5 protein-coding genes are annotated in these 17,059 nt (G+C 40.2%); all 5 read right to left on the bottom strand.

Translation table 11 applies throughout. The annotated features are described in order from the left end of the window. Window positions 1-148: 148 nt before the first annotated feature. The 5 genes from I2C87_RS05800 to pgfM1 (I2C87_RS05820) all read right to left on the bottom strand — a co-directional run bounded on the left by I2C87_RS05800 (window position 149) and on the right by pgfM1 (I2C87_RS05820) (window position 17,027). Complete coding sequence (locus I2C87_RS05800; protein ID WP_195324201.1) at window positions 149-7,942, bottom strand: SspB-related isopeptide-forming adhesin; 7,794 nt, start codon at window positions 7,940-7,942, stop codon at window positions 149-151. 285 nt (window positions 7,943-8,227) lie between these two features. After that, window positions 8,228-11,152: a glycosyltransferase PgfM1 gene (pgfM1, locus tag I2C87_RS05805; protein WP_195324202.1), complete on the bottom strand. Its 2,925-nt coding sequence runs from the start codon at window positions 11,150-11,152 to the stop codon at window positions 8,228-8,230. Window positions 11,153-11,172: 20 nt separating this feature from the next. After that, entirely contained in the window at window positions 11,173-12,132 is a 960-nt protein-coding gene (pgfS, locus tag I2C87_RS05810; RefSeq protein WP_195324203.1) for a glycosyltransferase PgfS, read from the bottom strand. Window positions 12,133-12,205: 73 nt separating this feature from the next. Further along, window positions 12,206-13,786 carry an LPXTG cell wall anchor domain-containing protein gene (locus tag I2C87_RS05815; RefSeq protein ID WP_195324204.1) on the bottom strand — a complete coding sequence of 527 codons (1,581 nt, stop codon included), beginning with the start codon at window positions 13,784-13,786 and terminating at the stop codon, window positions 12,206-12,208. Between the two features lie 304 nt (window positions 13,787-14,090). Continuing rightward, window positions 14,091-17,027, bottom strand: coding sequence for a glycosyltransferase PgfM1 (gene pgfM1, locus I2C87_RS05820; protein WP_195324205.1), 2,937 nt, complete (start codon window positions 17,025-17,027; stop codon window positions 14,091-14,093). Window positions 17,028-17,059 lie beyond the last annotated feature (32 nt).

Genomic DNA, 17,059 nt, shown 5'->3' on the forward strand with positions numbered 1-17,059 from the left:
AAATATCCTCTATTGTATCATATTGCGAGACGTGATTTCAATGCTTTCAAGAAATAACAAAAAGGCCCCACTCCTTAGAGCGAGGCCTTCTTGTGTAAAACTAAACCATTTCCGATCCTAGTGTGAATCGTTAGTGTCTACCACTTGTTTAGTCTTCGTTTTTCTTGCGTCTTGCAAGGCCAGCCAGTCCGACCAAACCAAGAGCAGCGCCTAACAATGCAGCAGAAGCTGATTGTTCTTCACCAGTAGAAGGAAGTTCTGGTGCTGGCGGTGTTACCGGTGGTGTTGGTGGTGTCACCGGTGGTGTTGGCGGTGTTACCGGTGGTGTTGGTGGTGTCACCGGTGGTGTTGGTGGTGTTACCGGTGGTGTTGGTGGTGTCACCGGTGGTGTTGGTGGTGTCACCGGTGGTTTCGGTGGAATTACCTTGTTGTTGAACTCAGTATCTACCGGTAATTGAGAAGTTGCTGTTAAGACTTTGCCTTCTTTAGTAACTGTTACTGTTACTGTAGCTACCATCTTATCGTATTCAACTCCTGTTTCAGTACCTTTAACCTCTTCCACAGTGTAAGTGTAAGTTCCTTCTTCTCCACGTTTGAACTCTAATGCAGAGAACTTGATGTTTCCTGTTGCATCGTTCTTAACTGTTTCAATAACTTTTCCATCTTTATCTTTAAGTACGAAGCTAAATTCACCTTCTTTTAGCTCACGTCCTTCAAGTTTCTTAGTGAAGTTAAATTCAACTTTAGTTGGGATGTTAACGACACGTTTTTCTGTTGGTTTTTCTGGTTTTTCAACAGATTTCTTAGTTGGATCGTATTGGTGAACAGTTTGTGAAGCAGTGTTTTCGATATCTACACCATCTTTAGCTGTTGCTTTGATAGTTGCAGGGATTTCAAACTTGTAGTAACGTCCGAATGCAAATTTAGCAGTGTCGATTACTGGAGTGTTTTCTGCGTCTCCAAGTGACTTAGTCAAGTCTGTCTTAGAAGTTGCAGTGATCACACCATTTTCAACCTTGATATCAAATTTAGCTGTCACATCTTCTCCTGTTACAGAGTCGTATGCTTTAATTTCTGCTACGTTGACGTCTAAGTTTTCGCTGTCATATTTATCTGTTACACCTACAGATTGAATATTGTGAGCTTCAGTGAACTTAGTTGTATCCAACCATACTTGGTAGTATACTTTATCACCCTTCTTAAGTGTCTTCGTATTGATATTTTGAGCTTCGTTGTTATCATCCTTATCGGCATATGGATCTTTATTAGTATCCGCTACCTTGTCTGCCAACTCTTTATCATCGTCAACAAGTTTATTACCTGTAATATCGAATTTAGATTCATTCAGGATATATTTCTCTGGGTTGAATTCTGGAGTTTCTGGAGGAGTGACACGGTTGTTAAATTCTTTATCCGCAATGTCGCCAACTTTCGCGATAAGAATTTTAGCTGTTCCATCGTGTTTAACTGTGACTGTTACATTCGCTTTCATTGTATCGTATGTAACGGTTGCGTCGCTTCCTTTAACTTCTTCTACTGTGTAGTTGTGTACGCCTTCTTGACCCTTCTTGAATTCAAGAGCTTTAAACTTAACGTTACCAGCCGCATCATTGCTTACAGTTTCAAGAGTCTTACCTTCTGAATCTTTAAGAACGAAGCTGAATTCGTTAGCTTTCAACTCACGACCTTCCAAACGTTTAGTGAAGTTGAATTCCACTTCAACTGGTACGTTGTTTACACGTTTTTCAGTTGGTTTGCTTGGTTTTTCAACTTTCTTAGTCATTGGGTTGTAGTAGTTAACTACTTGAGCCGCAGTATTTTCGATATCTACTCCGCCAGGTACATCATCTTTATCAGTTTTAACTGTTGTTGGGATGTCGAACTTGTAGTAACGTCCGAAGGCGAATTTAGTTGTGTCGATGATTTGAGTGTTTTCTGCATCGCCAAGTGACTTAGTGAAGCCAGCTTTAAGGGTTGCAGTGATTACTCCACCTTCAACTGTGATGTCGAATTTATCTGTTACTTCTGCGCCTGTTACTGAATCGTAAGCTTTGATCTTAGTAGCGTCAAGGTCCAATTTAGTTTCATCGTAGTCATCTGAGATTCCTACTGATTGGATGTTTTCTTTGTTAGTTTCAGAGAATTTAGTTGTATCCAACCATACTTGGTAAACCAACTTGTCGCCACGTTTCACAGTCTTCGTATTCAAGTTTTGAGCTTCGTTGTTTGATGCATCGTCCGCATATGGGTTCGCATTTGTATCTGCGTACTTGTCTGCCAACTCTTTATCATCATCAACGAGTTTGTCACCTGTGATATCGAATTTCTCTTCAGAAACAACGTATTTCTCTGGTTGGAACTTAGGTTCTTCCGGAGGAGTTACACGGTTGTTGAACTCTTTATCAGCGATATCACCAACAGTAGCTACAAGAACTTTAGCTGTTCCATCATGTGATACTGTGACTTTCACTGCAGCCTTCATTGTATCGTAAGTAACAGTTGCGTCGCTTCCTTTAACTTCTTCTACTGTGTAGTTGTAAGTTCCTTCTTGACCTTTCTTGAACTCAATAGCTGAGAATTTAACTTTTCCGTCAGCGTCGTTCTTCACAGTTTCAAGAACTTTACCATCGGCATCTTTAAGTGTGAAGCTGAATTCTTGATCTTTAAGTTCACGACCTTCTAATTTCTTAGTGAAGTTGAATTCTACTGGTACTGGTACGTTGTTAACACGTTTTTGAGTAGGTTTTTCTGGAGTTTCAACTTTCTTAGTTGTTGGGTTGTAGTAGTTGACTACTTGTGCAGCAGTGTTTTCGATATCTACACCAGCTTTAACTGTTTGTTTAACTGTTGTTGGGATATCAAACTTGTAGTAACGTCCAAATTCAAACTTAGTTGTATCGATAACTTGAGTATTTTCTGCATCGCCAAGTGACTTAGTGAAGCCAGCTTTAAGAGTTGCAGTGATCACTCCGTTGTTTTCAACGATATCAAATTTATCTGTTACATCATTACCAGATACTGAATCATAAGCTTTGATCTTAGTAACATCAAGTTCCAACTTCGCTTCATCGTAGTTATCAGAGATTCCTACAGATTGAATGTTTTCTTTGTTAGTTGCTGAGAATTTAGTTGTATCCAACCATACTTGGTAAACTAATTTTTGACCGCGTTTAACAGTCTTCGTATTGATGTTTTCTGCTTCATTGTTGGTGTCTTTGTCAACATATGGATCAGTATTTGTATCTCCGTACTTATCTGCCAACTCAGCATCATCATCAAGAAGCTTGTTATCAGTGATAGAGTATTTCTCTGTATTCAATACATACTTCTCTGGTTGGAACTTAGGTTCTGTTGGAGGAGTTACTGTATTGTTGAACTCTTTATCTGCAATATTTCCAAGATTTGCCACAAGAGCTTTAGCTGTACCATCGTGTGAAACTGTGATGGTTACATTTGCTTTCATAGTATCGTAGGTAACGGTTGCGTCGTTTCCTTTAACTTCTTCTACTGTGTAGTTATGAACGCCTTCTTGACCCTTCTTGAATGTAAGAGCTGAGAACTTAACGTTACCAGACGCATCGTTCTTCACAGTTTCAACTTCTTTACCAGTTGAATCTTTCAGTACGAAGCTGAATTCGTTAGCTTTAAGCTCACGGCCTTCCAATTTCTTAGTGAAGTTAAATTCAACTGAGATTGGTACGCTGTTTACACGTTTTTCAGTTGGTTTGTTTGGCTTTTCAACAGTCTTGCTTACTGGGTTGTAGTAGTTCACTACTTGAGCTGCAGTATTTTCGATGTCTACTCCACCTGCAACATCAGCTTTAACAGTTGCTGGGATATCAAATTTGTAGTAACGTTCAAATGCAAATTTAGTTGTGTCAATGATTTGAGTATTTTCTGTATCACCCAATGACTTCGTGAAGCCAGCTTTAAGGGTTGCAGTCATCACACCATTTTCAACCTTGATGTCGAATTTGTTTGTTACATCGTCACCAGTTACTGAGTCGTAAGCTTTGATCTTAGTAGAATCTACATCAACTTTTGTTTCATCGAAGTCATCAGTGATTCCTACAGATTGAACGTTTTCTTTGTTGTTAGCTGAGAATTTAGTTGTATCCAACCATACTTGGTAGTAAAGCTTATCTCCGCGATTAACAGTCTTGGTATTGATGTTTTCTGTTTCATTGTTGTTAGTTTGGTCTGCGTATGGGTTCGCATTAGTATCTGCGTACTTGTCTGCCAACTCAGCATCATCATCAAGAAGCTTGTTATCAGTGATAGAGTATTTCTCTTTATTCAATACATACTTCTCTGGTTGGAACTTAGGTTCTGTTGGAGGAGTTACAGTATTGTTGAACTCTTTGTCAGCTGGTTCAGTTACGTTAGCAACCAGTGCTTTAGCTGTACCGTCATGAGATACTGTTACAGTTACTTCTGCCTTCATTGTATCGTAAGTGACAGTTGTGTCTGTTCCCGCTACCTCTTCAACAGTATATTTGTAAGCTCCTTCTTCACCTTTTTTGAATTTCAATGCTGAGAACTTAACGTTACCAGATGCATCGTTCTTAACAGTTTCAATTTCTTTACCAGTTGAATCTTTCAGTACGAAGCTGAATTCGTTCGCTTTAAGTTCACGACCTTCCAAACGTTTTGTGAAGTTGAATTCTACAGTGATTGGGACACTGTTCACACGTTTTTGAGTTGGTTTTTCTGGAGTTTCTACAGATTTGCTTACTGGGTTGTAAACATGAACGATTTGGTTGGCTTTGTTTTCGATGTCTACCCCACCAGGAACATCTGCTTTAACAGTTGCTGGGATATCGAATTTGTAGTAGCGACCAAATGCAAATTTAGTGGTGTCGATAACTTGAGTGTTATCAGCATCACCTAAAGATTTGTTCATAGAAGATTTAGATGTAGCTGTAATGACTCCGTTAGCTACTGTAATATCAAATTTAGATGTTACATCAACTCCTGTTTCGCTGTCATAAGCCTTGATATCAGCACTGTTAACAGTCAATTTATCTGCATCGTATGTATCAGAGATACCTACAGATTGGATGTTGTTCTTGTCAGTGAAGTTCTTAGTATCCAACCATACTTGGTAAACTAATTTATCACCACGTTCAACAGTCTTGGTATTGATGTTTTCTGCTTCGTTGTTCTTGGTTTGATCAGCATATGGATTTGCATTTGTTTCTGTGTACTCATCCTGAAGCTCATCGTCATCGTCCATTAATTTTGTACCTGTTAGGTCAAATTTTTCTTTGTTAAGGACGAATTTTTCTGGTTGGAACTCAGGTGTTTCCGGAGGAGTGATCTTGTTGTTGAACTCTTTATCCGCTGTTCCATCAGTTGCTTTACCATTAGCGTCTACCCCACCAGTAGAAACTACGTTAGTTACAGTTGTTAATGTGTGACCATTTTTAGCAACTTCTACAGTAATAGTAGCTTTCATAGTATCATATACCATTCCAGCTTCTTTAGCTGCAGGAACAACTTCTTCTACAGTATAAGTGTGAGTACCAACTTTAGAGTTGTCGAATGATAATTCTGTGAATGTTACAGTTCCATCAGCTTTGTTAGTTACTGTTTCAACTTCTTGTCCGTTTGCATCTTTAAGAACGAATTTGAATTCTCCGTCTTTAAGTTCACGTCCAGCTAATTTCTTAGTGAAGTCGAATTTAGTTTTAACAGGTGCTACAACGTAGTTGTTGAAGATTTTATCATCAGCACTTGATTTGAATCCACCTTCAGCACTGTATTTAACTGCAGCTTGCAAATCACCTTGAGCATTTTCAGTTACATTAACAGTCATGGTAACTGTCATTGCATCGTATTCAACGTTTGTATCAGAGCCCTTTTGTTCAGTGATCTTGTATTTATAAGTACCAGTTTTAGTAAAGGTAAGTTTGCTAAATGTAGCTTTACCATCTTTATTGGTAACTGTTTCTTCGTGCTTGTCTGGAGTACTTTTCTCTTCTGTTAATTTGAAAGTAAACTCACCATCTGTTAGGACACGTCCTTCCAATTGTTTTTCAACTTCCGGAGTAACTTCAACTGGTTTTTGTTTGACATAGTAATAGATTGGTTGTTTGTACGGTGTCAATGAGTTGAGCAAGTCAACGTTTGTACCGATACCATTTACTCCACGAACCAATTGTTCGTTTGGAGAAAGGTGACCGATGTTATCCCCTAAGAATGGAACAAAGACAGTCTTATACGGTGTATATCCTGCAGCTTTTTGGAAGTCAAATGGAACTTCCTTACCATTTGCATAGTTTACACCTTTACTATCTGTGAAAGGAATGGTGTTAAGAGGTGACTTCTTAACATTTAATTCTTGTTTGTTATAATCACCTGGTTTAATCGGTTTCGTTTCTGCTAGCAACATGTAGCCATCAGTGCTCAAGCTACCGTCAGAACGTTTGCTTTGTTGTTTTGGATCAAGAAGATAAACACGAACGACTACTGATCCGTCTTCGTCTACAATTTCTTTAATCCGTTTAATTCCTGCACGCTCAGCGTCCATGAATTTCGTACCAACTTTGTAAGGACGACTTACATAACCAGATGTTGAATCTGGGTCAGCTTTTTGATACAATTTGTAGCCATCAAATTGACGCTCGCCAGACGCTGTGAAGTTTTGTCCTTCCATGGCTTTAGTTGTGTATTTGGCTAAGTCAACTTCATTACCATTTGGCTCATAATCTTGAACTGTTGGATCAGTTTTACCAGCGTTAAATGTAGCGTTGTTTTTATCAACTACTCTGTAGTAAGTTGTTTTTTCAACAAAACGTGGGATTTTACTGTTAGTGTCAGTAATTGTACGACCATTATAAGCTGGTTCTACAACGTTAATAATATCTCTTGATGTACGAGCAGCATAAACATCATCGTATAATTTTTGTTCTTCAGTAGTAAGGTTATGTCCTGGAGCTACCAAGGCTTGGATAGCAGCACCAACTTCAAATCCGTATTGCAAGAATGGTTGAGCTGGTTCAGCCTTACTAGCAGGTGTCCCTTTATCGTAGTCTACTTGATAAGTTAACTCTCCTCTAGATGCAGTAGCTGTCGTAGTGAATTTTTGAATTCCACTTGTTGCTGTAATCGTTCTAGTTTCTACGACATTACCAGTGTTTTTATCAATTAATTCTACAACTGTATCTGTAGATTCATCGAATCTCTTATAGGCACGTGAATAGTAGTTTGTATTGTATCGTTGGTTGAACTTTTCAAGATCTACGATACTGTATGTATACCAATCTCCCTCTTTAGCAGCGTAACCAGCTGGTACTTCTTGAGACTTAACAGTTGCCCCGTTAGGATTAGTAATAGATGGGTCAACAGTTTCCCCATCTTTTAAGTAAGTACTTACTGCTACTGGATTAGAGTTGTGGTCCCCAGACACAGCTTCGTTAGTAGCAGCACGACGGCTACGTACACGTGGCTTGTTTGATTCATCTGTAGCAGGTTTTGCTTCAGTTGCTGCTGGTTTTGCTTCAGCTGCTTTTTCTGTTTCCAACAATTTAGCATGTTCTTCTAAAGAGATTCCTGCTTCACTTGTTGCTGGTTTTGCAGCTACTTCTGCTTTTGGAGTTGCTTCTACAGCGGGTTTTGCTTCAGGTGCAGCTGGAGTTTCCGTTGCCGCTTTTGCTTCTGCTGCTAAAGCAGAGCTTGAAAGATCCACTTTAGGTGCAGGTGCTCCCTCAGCATATGTCTCACCTGGAGCTTTAGTAGCAGTATCTTGCGCCCCTTGAGTCGACTCAGGTTGAACGCTTTCTACTGTTTCCTTGCTTGTGTCAGTAGGCGCACTAGCTTCATCCGCAGCTACTGTCGGAGTTCCGACAGCAAAAAGCGCTGTCCCTAGTAATACAGAACAAACGCCAACGCTATACTTTCGCAAAGAAAAGCGCTGACGTCTATTAAACATTTCCTTCATTTATTTGTATCTCCTTTTTCATATTTTTATTGTTTGATACATAACAAATATTATCAAACTTGTTCATCACCGTCAACTAAATATATCAAAGTTGTTACTTACCGTAAAACTTTCTGAATATTCAGATGAAGTTTCCCTCTATTTTTTAACATTTTTTTACTTTTTTTCCCATTTAGTCCATTTTTTTATCATTCGTTTTTTGACACTTTTTGTTCTTAATAATATAGAAAAAAGTTGAGACCGAAATCTCAACTTTTTAAGAAATTTATTACACCCTGGGGAAGCTTAAGAATGCTCCTCTTTCCATTTTTTTCTAATGATAAGGAGACTCACAGCTGCAACAATAGACAATAGTGCACCAGTCAAGCTACCTCTGGTTTTGAAGACAAACTCGACCTGATGTTTCCCTTTGGTGATTGGGAAAGATAGGAAGCTATTCCAGGCTCTTTCGGTCGTGACAGCTTGACCATCCACTTTCACCTGCCAGCCGGCACTGTATGGGATGGAGGTCATCATGACATCACTATCATCTGTAATAGTGACCTCCCCCTCGATATGAGTATTGCTGAACTTGGTCACCTTCAGACCTTGCTGTTTGCGCTTCTCAAGTACTTCTTGGATTTGATCCAGCTCGGCCCGATAGACACCCGCCTGGCTCATGTCGATGGTATCCGTTCTAAAGCGAAACTCAATCACCGACTCTTGATTTTCGGTCATGTCCGTCAGTTGCCAGATTTGCCTTTGGGTAAAGGTCTTGGTGTTTGGCAACCATTTGTTGTTAACCAGGACAGAGTAATCTTGCTTAGGAATCAAAGACGCTGGCACAAAGAAGTAATAGGTATTGTTGGAACGTGGAATGACCTTATAGCGGATAATACCTTCCTTAGAAGCATCTGCCCGTCGATAGATGGCCTCTCCTGTCTCCTTGTTGACCTTTTCTTCTATTAAATTCTCCGTTTCAATCCCAGTAAAGGCCAAGGGTTTGAAATACTCCACATAATCGCCTGTATTCTTTTGATGGCCTTCCATAGAGTTGAGGATAATGTTCTGGTTGGCAAAGGCATTGTTGGCCCCAAACTGAATATTCTTCACGAGGGAATTAGTCCCATAGGCCAAAGGGAAGGAATGAGGGTTTTTATAGACGACAAAGCGATTGTCTTCATAGACTGTCTCTGTGTAGTAACGCCCCATGTCAAAGCGGTTGGTAAAGCGATAGAAATACATCTTTTCTGGATGAGCTTCCATCTCTTTTGGATCGAACTCCTTGGCATGCATGTAATAGCGAACACCGTACAAGGCATCCGTCAGGGGCGTCCCATTGGTATACTCTGTGGCTGCATTGACCCCCAGATCCCCCATGTAAGCAAAGTGGTCCATGGTCGACCGTTCTAAGCTCGAGCTGAAGGTGCTTAATCCCGGATAAGATACCAAGGATGGGACCGTTCGAGAATATGCAAAGTCGGTCGCAATCCGGTAAAACTTCTCATCCGCATCAGCCTGGACCTTGTCCGTCACACGCTTGACCGAGACAGCAGCATCCGCAAACTTATGGACACTGTCATAGCCTAAGGTCACCTGAGAGAGATAGGCATTGTAGCCCAGCTCAAAGAAGGTCAAAGCTGATAAGATCACGACTGACAAGCGGGACCATTTTTGGTTTAAGACCAGAAGGACAAGCAAGTACATCAAAACGGTGATCCCGACTTGGGACAACAAATAGCCTGCTTTTAAAAGGATGAGGGTAAGGACAAGGAAGCCAGCCGTCCAGCCAATCCGAATGAGCTTTTCTTTCTGGCTCTTCTTAGACTTGTCCCAATAGCTATAAAAGCCATAGGAGGCAACGACCAGGAGCGCCAACAAATGAAGGGCGGTAAAGCGGGTGATGTAACGGGTGACACCAGACGGTTGAAGCTTGGCAATGAAGCTATAGTTCTGCGAATAAATATAGACGACTGCCACCACTAACACCAGACCAATCACTAGATTGGCGATGCGCGAAAGCACCATTTTTTCTTTCATCGCTTGGTAGGCCAGAATGAGCATAAAGAAAGAGAATAGCCAAGAGAAACGGAAAAAGAAACCAGCTGGATTTTGCCCCATATGCCAAATCTTGCTGACAAATTCATTGACAAAAGAAATAAAGAAGACGAGGGTGACCAGACCGGCAGCCCATTTCTTGACTCTGACAACTTTTTTCGACAAGAAATAGGATACAAAGCCTAGTAGGCCCAAGGCTCCGATATAGATATTGGGAAGGTTTGGCCCCGCAGACCAGCCTGAGGTGTTATCAAAGCCACCCACAACTAGCTTAGCAAAAATATCTAAGGGATTTATTTGAAAGGCCAATGAGAAGGTCATCCCTCCTCCGACCTGGCCCTTACTTTCGATGAGGTTGAAAAAGACCGGCAAGAGGATGACAGAAGCTAGCGCAATCCCAATAATCGAATAGATCACAGCCTGCAAGAGGGGAAGACTGACGTTTCTAATTTTCTTCTTCCAATCTCCTTCGACCATCAGCCTTGGCGATACATAGTAGCAAGCATACAAGGCGATGAAAATGGAGATCATATAGCCCATATAGAATTGGAGCAAGACGGTCAAGCCTAAGGCGAAGGCATAGCGGTAGGGAGCGCCTCCATCCAATAGTTCTTCTAGGTAGACGATGACGATGGGAAGCATGATCATGGCATCATAGAAAATGACATTCATCTGATAGGACACTAGCATCCCTGACAGGGCATAAGCCGTCGCAAAGAGGGGCACCAGCCATTTCCTAGACTCCAAGCCCTTATACCGCTTGATCAAGAGGAAGGCAAAGGCCATCCCGATAGCCCCATAACGGAGCCAAATGGTCAAGAAGACCGCAAACCCAAAGTACTTGAGGGGTGTCAAAATATAGATGATATTAAAAGGACTCATCAAATAGTAGCCGAGCACCCCTATCATATCTCCCCCCAGAGACTTGGTAAAGGAATAGCTCAAACTAGATAAATCTCCGGAGAGCACGGCATTTTTTAACAAGCCAAAGAAGCTGATGTATTGTTGACCAAAGTCAACAGCCATCAAGCTTTTGTCTCCAAAGGGAAAAGTTCCCATAAAAGCCCAAACGACCAGCATGACGGCCATTGGGAGCATGGCGCTAAAAGCATACAGCAAACTCTTCGGTTTTCTCTTCCAAAGTTCTTGCCAAGGCTTGGTCCAGACAAACATTCTTCTATCTCCTATCTTCCTTATCCGATACTATCTTCTTTCGCCTTCTCAATATTGGTGTCTTCAATAATGAAATGAGGGCGACGTTTCACTTCGTAATAAATCTTCCCGATATATTCTCCAAGAATTCCGATAAAGATTAGCTGCACTCCACTAAAGAGAATGATAGCCGCAATGGTGGTGAAATACCCACTCACATAATTCCCCGGGGCAAAGATATACTTCAACAACTCAAAAGCCAAGTACAGAATAGCCAAGCCCAGACAGATAAAGCCAAACTGGATACAAACGCGAAGAGGGCGGTCGTTAAAGGAAATAATCCCTTGAATGGCATAGTTCATGGATTTCTTGAAGCCAAACTTACTCTTTCCAGCCTTGCGAAGCTCATTTTTGTAGGGGATGACTTTCTCCTTGAAGCCAATCCATTCATACAGACCTTTATTAAAGCGGTTGTATTCCGGCATGGAGACAAAGGCGTTGATAGCCTTGCGACTAAGAAGTCGGAGCTCGGATTTCCCATCCGTCAAATGGACATCCATCGATTTGTTGGATAGGAAGTAAAAGAGACGAGCAAAGGTGCTCCCCACAAAGGACTCACCATCACGAGTCCGCTGGCCACTGACGATATCGTAGCCTTCCTTGTAAGCTTCTAAAAAGAGCGGGATAAGATAGGGCGGATGTTGCAAGTCACCATCCATGACCATGACAGCATCTCCCGTCGCATACTTAAAGCCAGCCAAGATACCACTCTCTCGGCCGAAGTTTCGACTAAAGCGAATATATTTGACCCGATCATTGTCTTTGGCAATCCCTTCGATCAGCTCAAAGGTCCTGTCATTGCTTCCATCATCAATATAAAGGATTTCATAATCCGAAAGATCTTTCCCAAGCATGTCTTCCAGCTGGGCCGAAATAGCTGCATGCGTCTGAGCTAGTACTAATTCCTCATTTAGTAGTGTAATGAGTATTGATAATTTCATCCCTTTTCTCCATCTATCGTTCTCCCAAAAAAGAGAGAGCTTTCGCTCTCTCCATCATACGGAAACTCTTTGTTTATTTATTAGAAATTTTACGTTTTAACACAATTGCACCGATGAGGACAATGACTCCTGAAATTACAAGACCAGTTGCTACGACTTCACCAGTACTTGGAAGAAGTTTCTTACGACCTCCACCTGTACCACCTCCCGGTGTTGGTTCAGTGGTTTCACCAGTAGTTGGACCACCTGGAGTTGTTGTTGTCGTAGTGGTTGTTGGACGTCCTCCACCAGTCGTAGTTGTCGTAGTGGTTGTCGTCGTAGTTGACGTAGTGGTTGGTTCCTCAGTCGTCGTAGTCGACGTGGTTGTTGGCTCCTCAGTCGTCGTAGTCGACGTGGTTGTTGGTTCCTCAGTCGTCGTAGTTGACGTAGTTGTTGGTTCCTCAGTCGTCGTAGTTGTTGGTTCCTCAGTCGTCGTAGTCGACGTGGTTGTTGGCTCCTCAGTCGTCGTGGTTGACGTGGTTGTTGGTTCCTCAGTCGTTGTGGTTGACGTAGTTGTTGGCTCCTCAGTCGTCGTTGACGTGGTCGTTGGTTCCTCAGTAGTGGTTGTGCTTGTTGTAGTAGTTGTAGTAGTCGTCGTGGTTGTAGTTGTTCGATCCCCACTACCGCTACCTGAAGCACTTTCCAAACGTGTCAAGGCGTTAATTGAGCGAGACTTGTCAAAATTGCTAGCTGACCATTCTAGGACATTGGCCACTTTACTTCCTTCAGGAAGTGCTGACTTCAACTCTGTTGTGTACTCAATGTACATAGCCCAGTTCCAGTTGTCCCCAAAATTAATCGTGAATCCTGTAATATCGCCATCAGCATTTCTGGTAAACTCGGCTTTTTTGGTAAAGTTATCAATCGGTTCCAACTTAAGAAGAGCCGCTTCATTTGGAATCTTCTCTGGCTGAGTTGCATAACGAACAGCACGTAGAGAACCTTCTACTAAGACTTGTCCGCTGTCGCTGAAGTCATCCTTGATGACCATGTTGTTCAACTTGTCTTGAACCGCATTCAAAACAATACGCCATTTAATCCGATTAGGATTTTGTGGATCTTGGTAACCATACTTCATTTCATAGTCACCAGCTTCACCATCATCCTTGTTGTAGTTCAATGTGAAGTCAGTGCTACCAAATGTAAAGTAGTAAGTCCCCGTCTTTGGCAGGTTTGCTGCATTTGGACGGACATTGTACTTCAAGGTCATTACCTTATCTTTGTAATTCTCAGTGAAATAGTTTGTAAAGGTAATGGTCACCTTTTGCGTACTTGGATCTGTCACTGCATTGGCAATTACTTCACCATTTTCGTGTACAATCGGAAACTCAAGCTTGGTCACCAGGCCTAGTTCTTTTGGAAGATCTAGAACCAATGTGTCACCAGCATTGATCTGCTGTGAGTCAGGGAAACTAATCTCGTTTGTCGCCTCCATCGTTTGACCAGTAGTGATCTTCGTGTCGGCAGTTAACGGTTGGTTATCAACCTTAATTTCAGTTTTTATCGTATAACTAGTTACTTCAGTCGCAAAGACTGTCGTAAAAACTGTCAAGGATAAAACTAAAAGACTCATAAATGCTAAAACTCGCTTCACGCGTGCTTTTGTGGTCTGCATATTATGCTCCTTTATAAATTATTTGATTATTATTGTAACATATCTGTTTATAAATGCAAGATTTTTTAATTATTTTTCACTAATTGTTCAGTTTTTTGTCAATCCGATTTTACAGGAGAGCCAAAGCCTCTCAAACACTGAAACAAAGGCCATCATGAGCCTTTCAATTCACAACGAAAACCATCTTGATTTTCATCTTTTTCATTAAATTTTCACAAGCTTATCCTAGTTTTTCATAGGTCCCGTTTATGCTTTGAGAACAAAAATTCAGTCCTTGCATCGCAAAGACTGAATTCCTATTTGGTTATGAAGCAAGAGGACGACTTTTTGGTTTATTCTCTTTCTTCCAAATAATAAATAAGACAATTAAGCTTAACACAGAGAGAACTAGACCAAGGGTAGACCATTTTTGCTTAAAGAAAAGCTCAACTTTATGTTTTCCTCGTGAAATTGGAAAAGATAAAAAACTATCCCACGATTTCTTCGTTTCAACTTGCTTACCATCAACCTTGATTTTCCAACCTTCATTGTATGGAATCGAAGTCATCATAACGGTGCTCTCGTCTGTTATATTCACCTTACCAACTATATGTGTGTTGTTGAACTGCTCTATATTCAACTCTTGATTTTTTCTCGCATCTAGCACTTCCTTAATTTTTTCAACATCAGCTCTATATAATACTAAATGAGATAAATCAATGTCATCAAATTGGAATCGGAATTCAATAACTGATTCCTTTTGTGGCGTTCGATCTGTAATCTGCCATATTTGTCTTTGAGAGAAAACAATTAAATTACTTAACAAATCACCGTTTACTGATACTGTGTAGCCGTTTCTACCAGTTAGTGTCTGTGGCGAAAACAAATAATATGTATTATCACTCTGAGGCGTGAACTTATAACGAATCACTCCCTCTTTCGAATTATCTTTTCTTCTATAGATGTATTCTCCGCTGTCCTTATTTTCTTTGACAACTTCTACATTTTCCACCTCAATATCGTTAAAACTCAAAGGCGTAAAATAATCAACATAACCAGCACTTCCAACTTCAACGCCCTGCATCGCATTTAAAATTCTATTTTGGTTATTTACAGCATCATTGCTGTTGAATTTTAAGTCACTAACAAGATTATTTGTTCCATATGCGATAGAAAATGAATTTGGATTTTTACGAACGATGTACCGTTCATCTTCATAAACCTTTTCAGTAAAATATCGTTCCATATCATAACGATTCGTATACCGAGTAAAATTCATTCCCCCAGGTTGAGGTTCCTTCTGGTTATCTGTGTCATCTTTGAAATCCATATAATATCGAACGCCATACAATGCATCTGTTAATGGAGTCCCATTTGCATAAATTGTAGAGAAATATCCCCCTATATTTCCCATATATGAAAAATGATCAATTGTTGATTTTTCCTGAGTTGAACTAAAGTTCTCCAAGCCAGGGTACGTTAAAAGCGAAGGACTTGTCCTAGAATAGGCAAAGGTAGAGGCCATACGATAAAATTTTCTATCAGCATGTTTTTTTACATGATCCACTACTCGCTTCACTGAAGTAGTTGCATCTACAAACTGATCAACATCGTTATAGTAAAAACCAACTTGGGAAAGATAGGCATTATAACCTAGCTCAAAAAATGTCATCCCGTAAAGCAAGACAACTGCTAGCTTAGACATTTTAGGCTTAATGGAAAAAATTACAAAGACATATGTGAAAAAGGTCAAATAGATCTGTGAAAATAGAAAACCTTTCACAGCCAAGATTGTTGAAATCAGAAGTAAAACAGCAGTTAAAATAACTCTTGTTGTCTTCTTTTCTTTATTTTCTTTCGACAACTTCCAGTATAAATACAATATGATACAAGTATTGATGATTGTAAACAATACAATTAACTGTAAGTGACCAGAAATAATCAGTGTGAAAGTCTCCGGTTGCAGTTGTTTTATATAAGCGAATGTTGTATTGGACAAATAGGAGCATGCAAGCAACAAAAGGATAAGTGAAATTACTTTTCCTTTTGTTGAAATCTCAAATCCTTCTTTTAGCGCTTGGAACGCCAACACTAACATGAAAAATGAGAACAACCAGGAAAAACGATAAAAAAATCCTAATGGCATTTGGCCCATATGCCAAATTTTATTTACAAATTCATTAACAAATGAGATAAAGAAAATACAAGTAACGACACCCGCAGACCATTTCTTTATGCTACATATTTTTTTACATGAAAAATACAGAATAAATCCGACAAATCCAAAGGCTCCTATATAGATATTCGGTAGGCTTGGCCCCATTACCCAGGCTCCTGAATCAAAACCACCAATTGTTAACTTAGATAAAATATCCAGTGGCTTAATCATTAAGTCTAACGAGAAAGTCATTCCTGGGTTGTAACCACCTCTGCTCTCGAGAAGGCTTGATAAAACAGGTAACAAGATTACAGAAGCTAAACCACCTCCAACCACTGAGGCTCCAAAAGCTCTCAATAACGGCTTAAAAAAGTTACTTAATTTTAACTTTAATGTTCCTTCATCACCTAATTTGGAGGATACATAAAAACAAGCATATAAAACTATAAAAATAGATGCCATGTATCCCATGTAAAATTGGAAGAAAAGCATCATCCCTAAGGCAAGAGAATATTTAAAGATGCTCCCGCCATCCAACAACTCTTCCAGATAAGCGATGACTATCGGAAGCATAATCATGGCATCATAGAATATTACATTCATCTGATAGGCAACAAGCATTCCAGATAAAGCATATGCTGTGGATAGCAAAGGGACAAGATATTTCTTCGAGCTCAATCCCTTGTATCTCTTAATCAATAGGAAAGCAAATGCTAAACCTATCGCTCCGTACCTCAGCCAAATAACGAGGAATACGGCAAGCCCATAAAACTGAAATGGGGTAATAATAAAAATCAGATTAAAAGGACTCAGCAAATAATATCCAACCAATCCTGCCATTGGTCCCCCGAGTGACTGGGTAAATGAATAGCTCAGGTTAGAGAAATCTCCCGATAAGACTGAATTCTTCAATAATCCAAAAAAACTAACATACTGTTGTCCAAAATCAACAGACATCAAGCTTCTACTACCAAATGGGTATAAACCAATTATCGCCCATACGATAAGCATGATTAGCATAGGTAAAAAAGCACTCAAAAAATAGATTGCTTTTTTAGGGTGCTTATCTAATAATCGTAATATAGGTTTCGATAACGATACCATTTTACTTTCTCCTAAATTATTTTCCTTTTATA

This window comes from Streptococcus sp. 1001283B150225_161107_H12 (genome assembly GCF_015552665.1).
In the GTDB taxonomy this organism is placed as follows: Bacteria; Bacillota; Bacilli; order Lactobacillales; family Streptococcaceae; genus Streptococcus.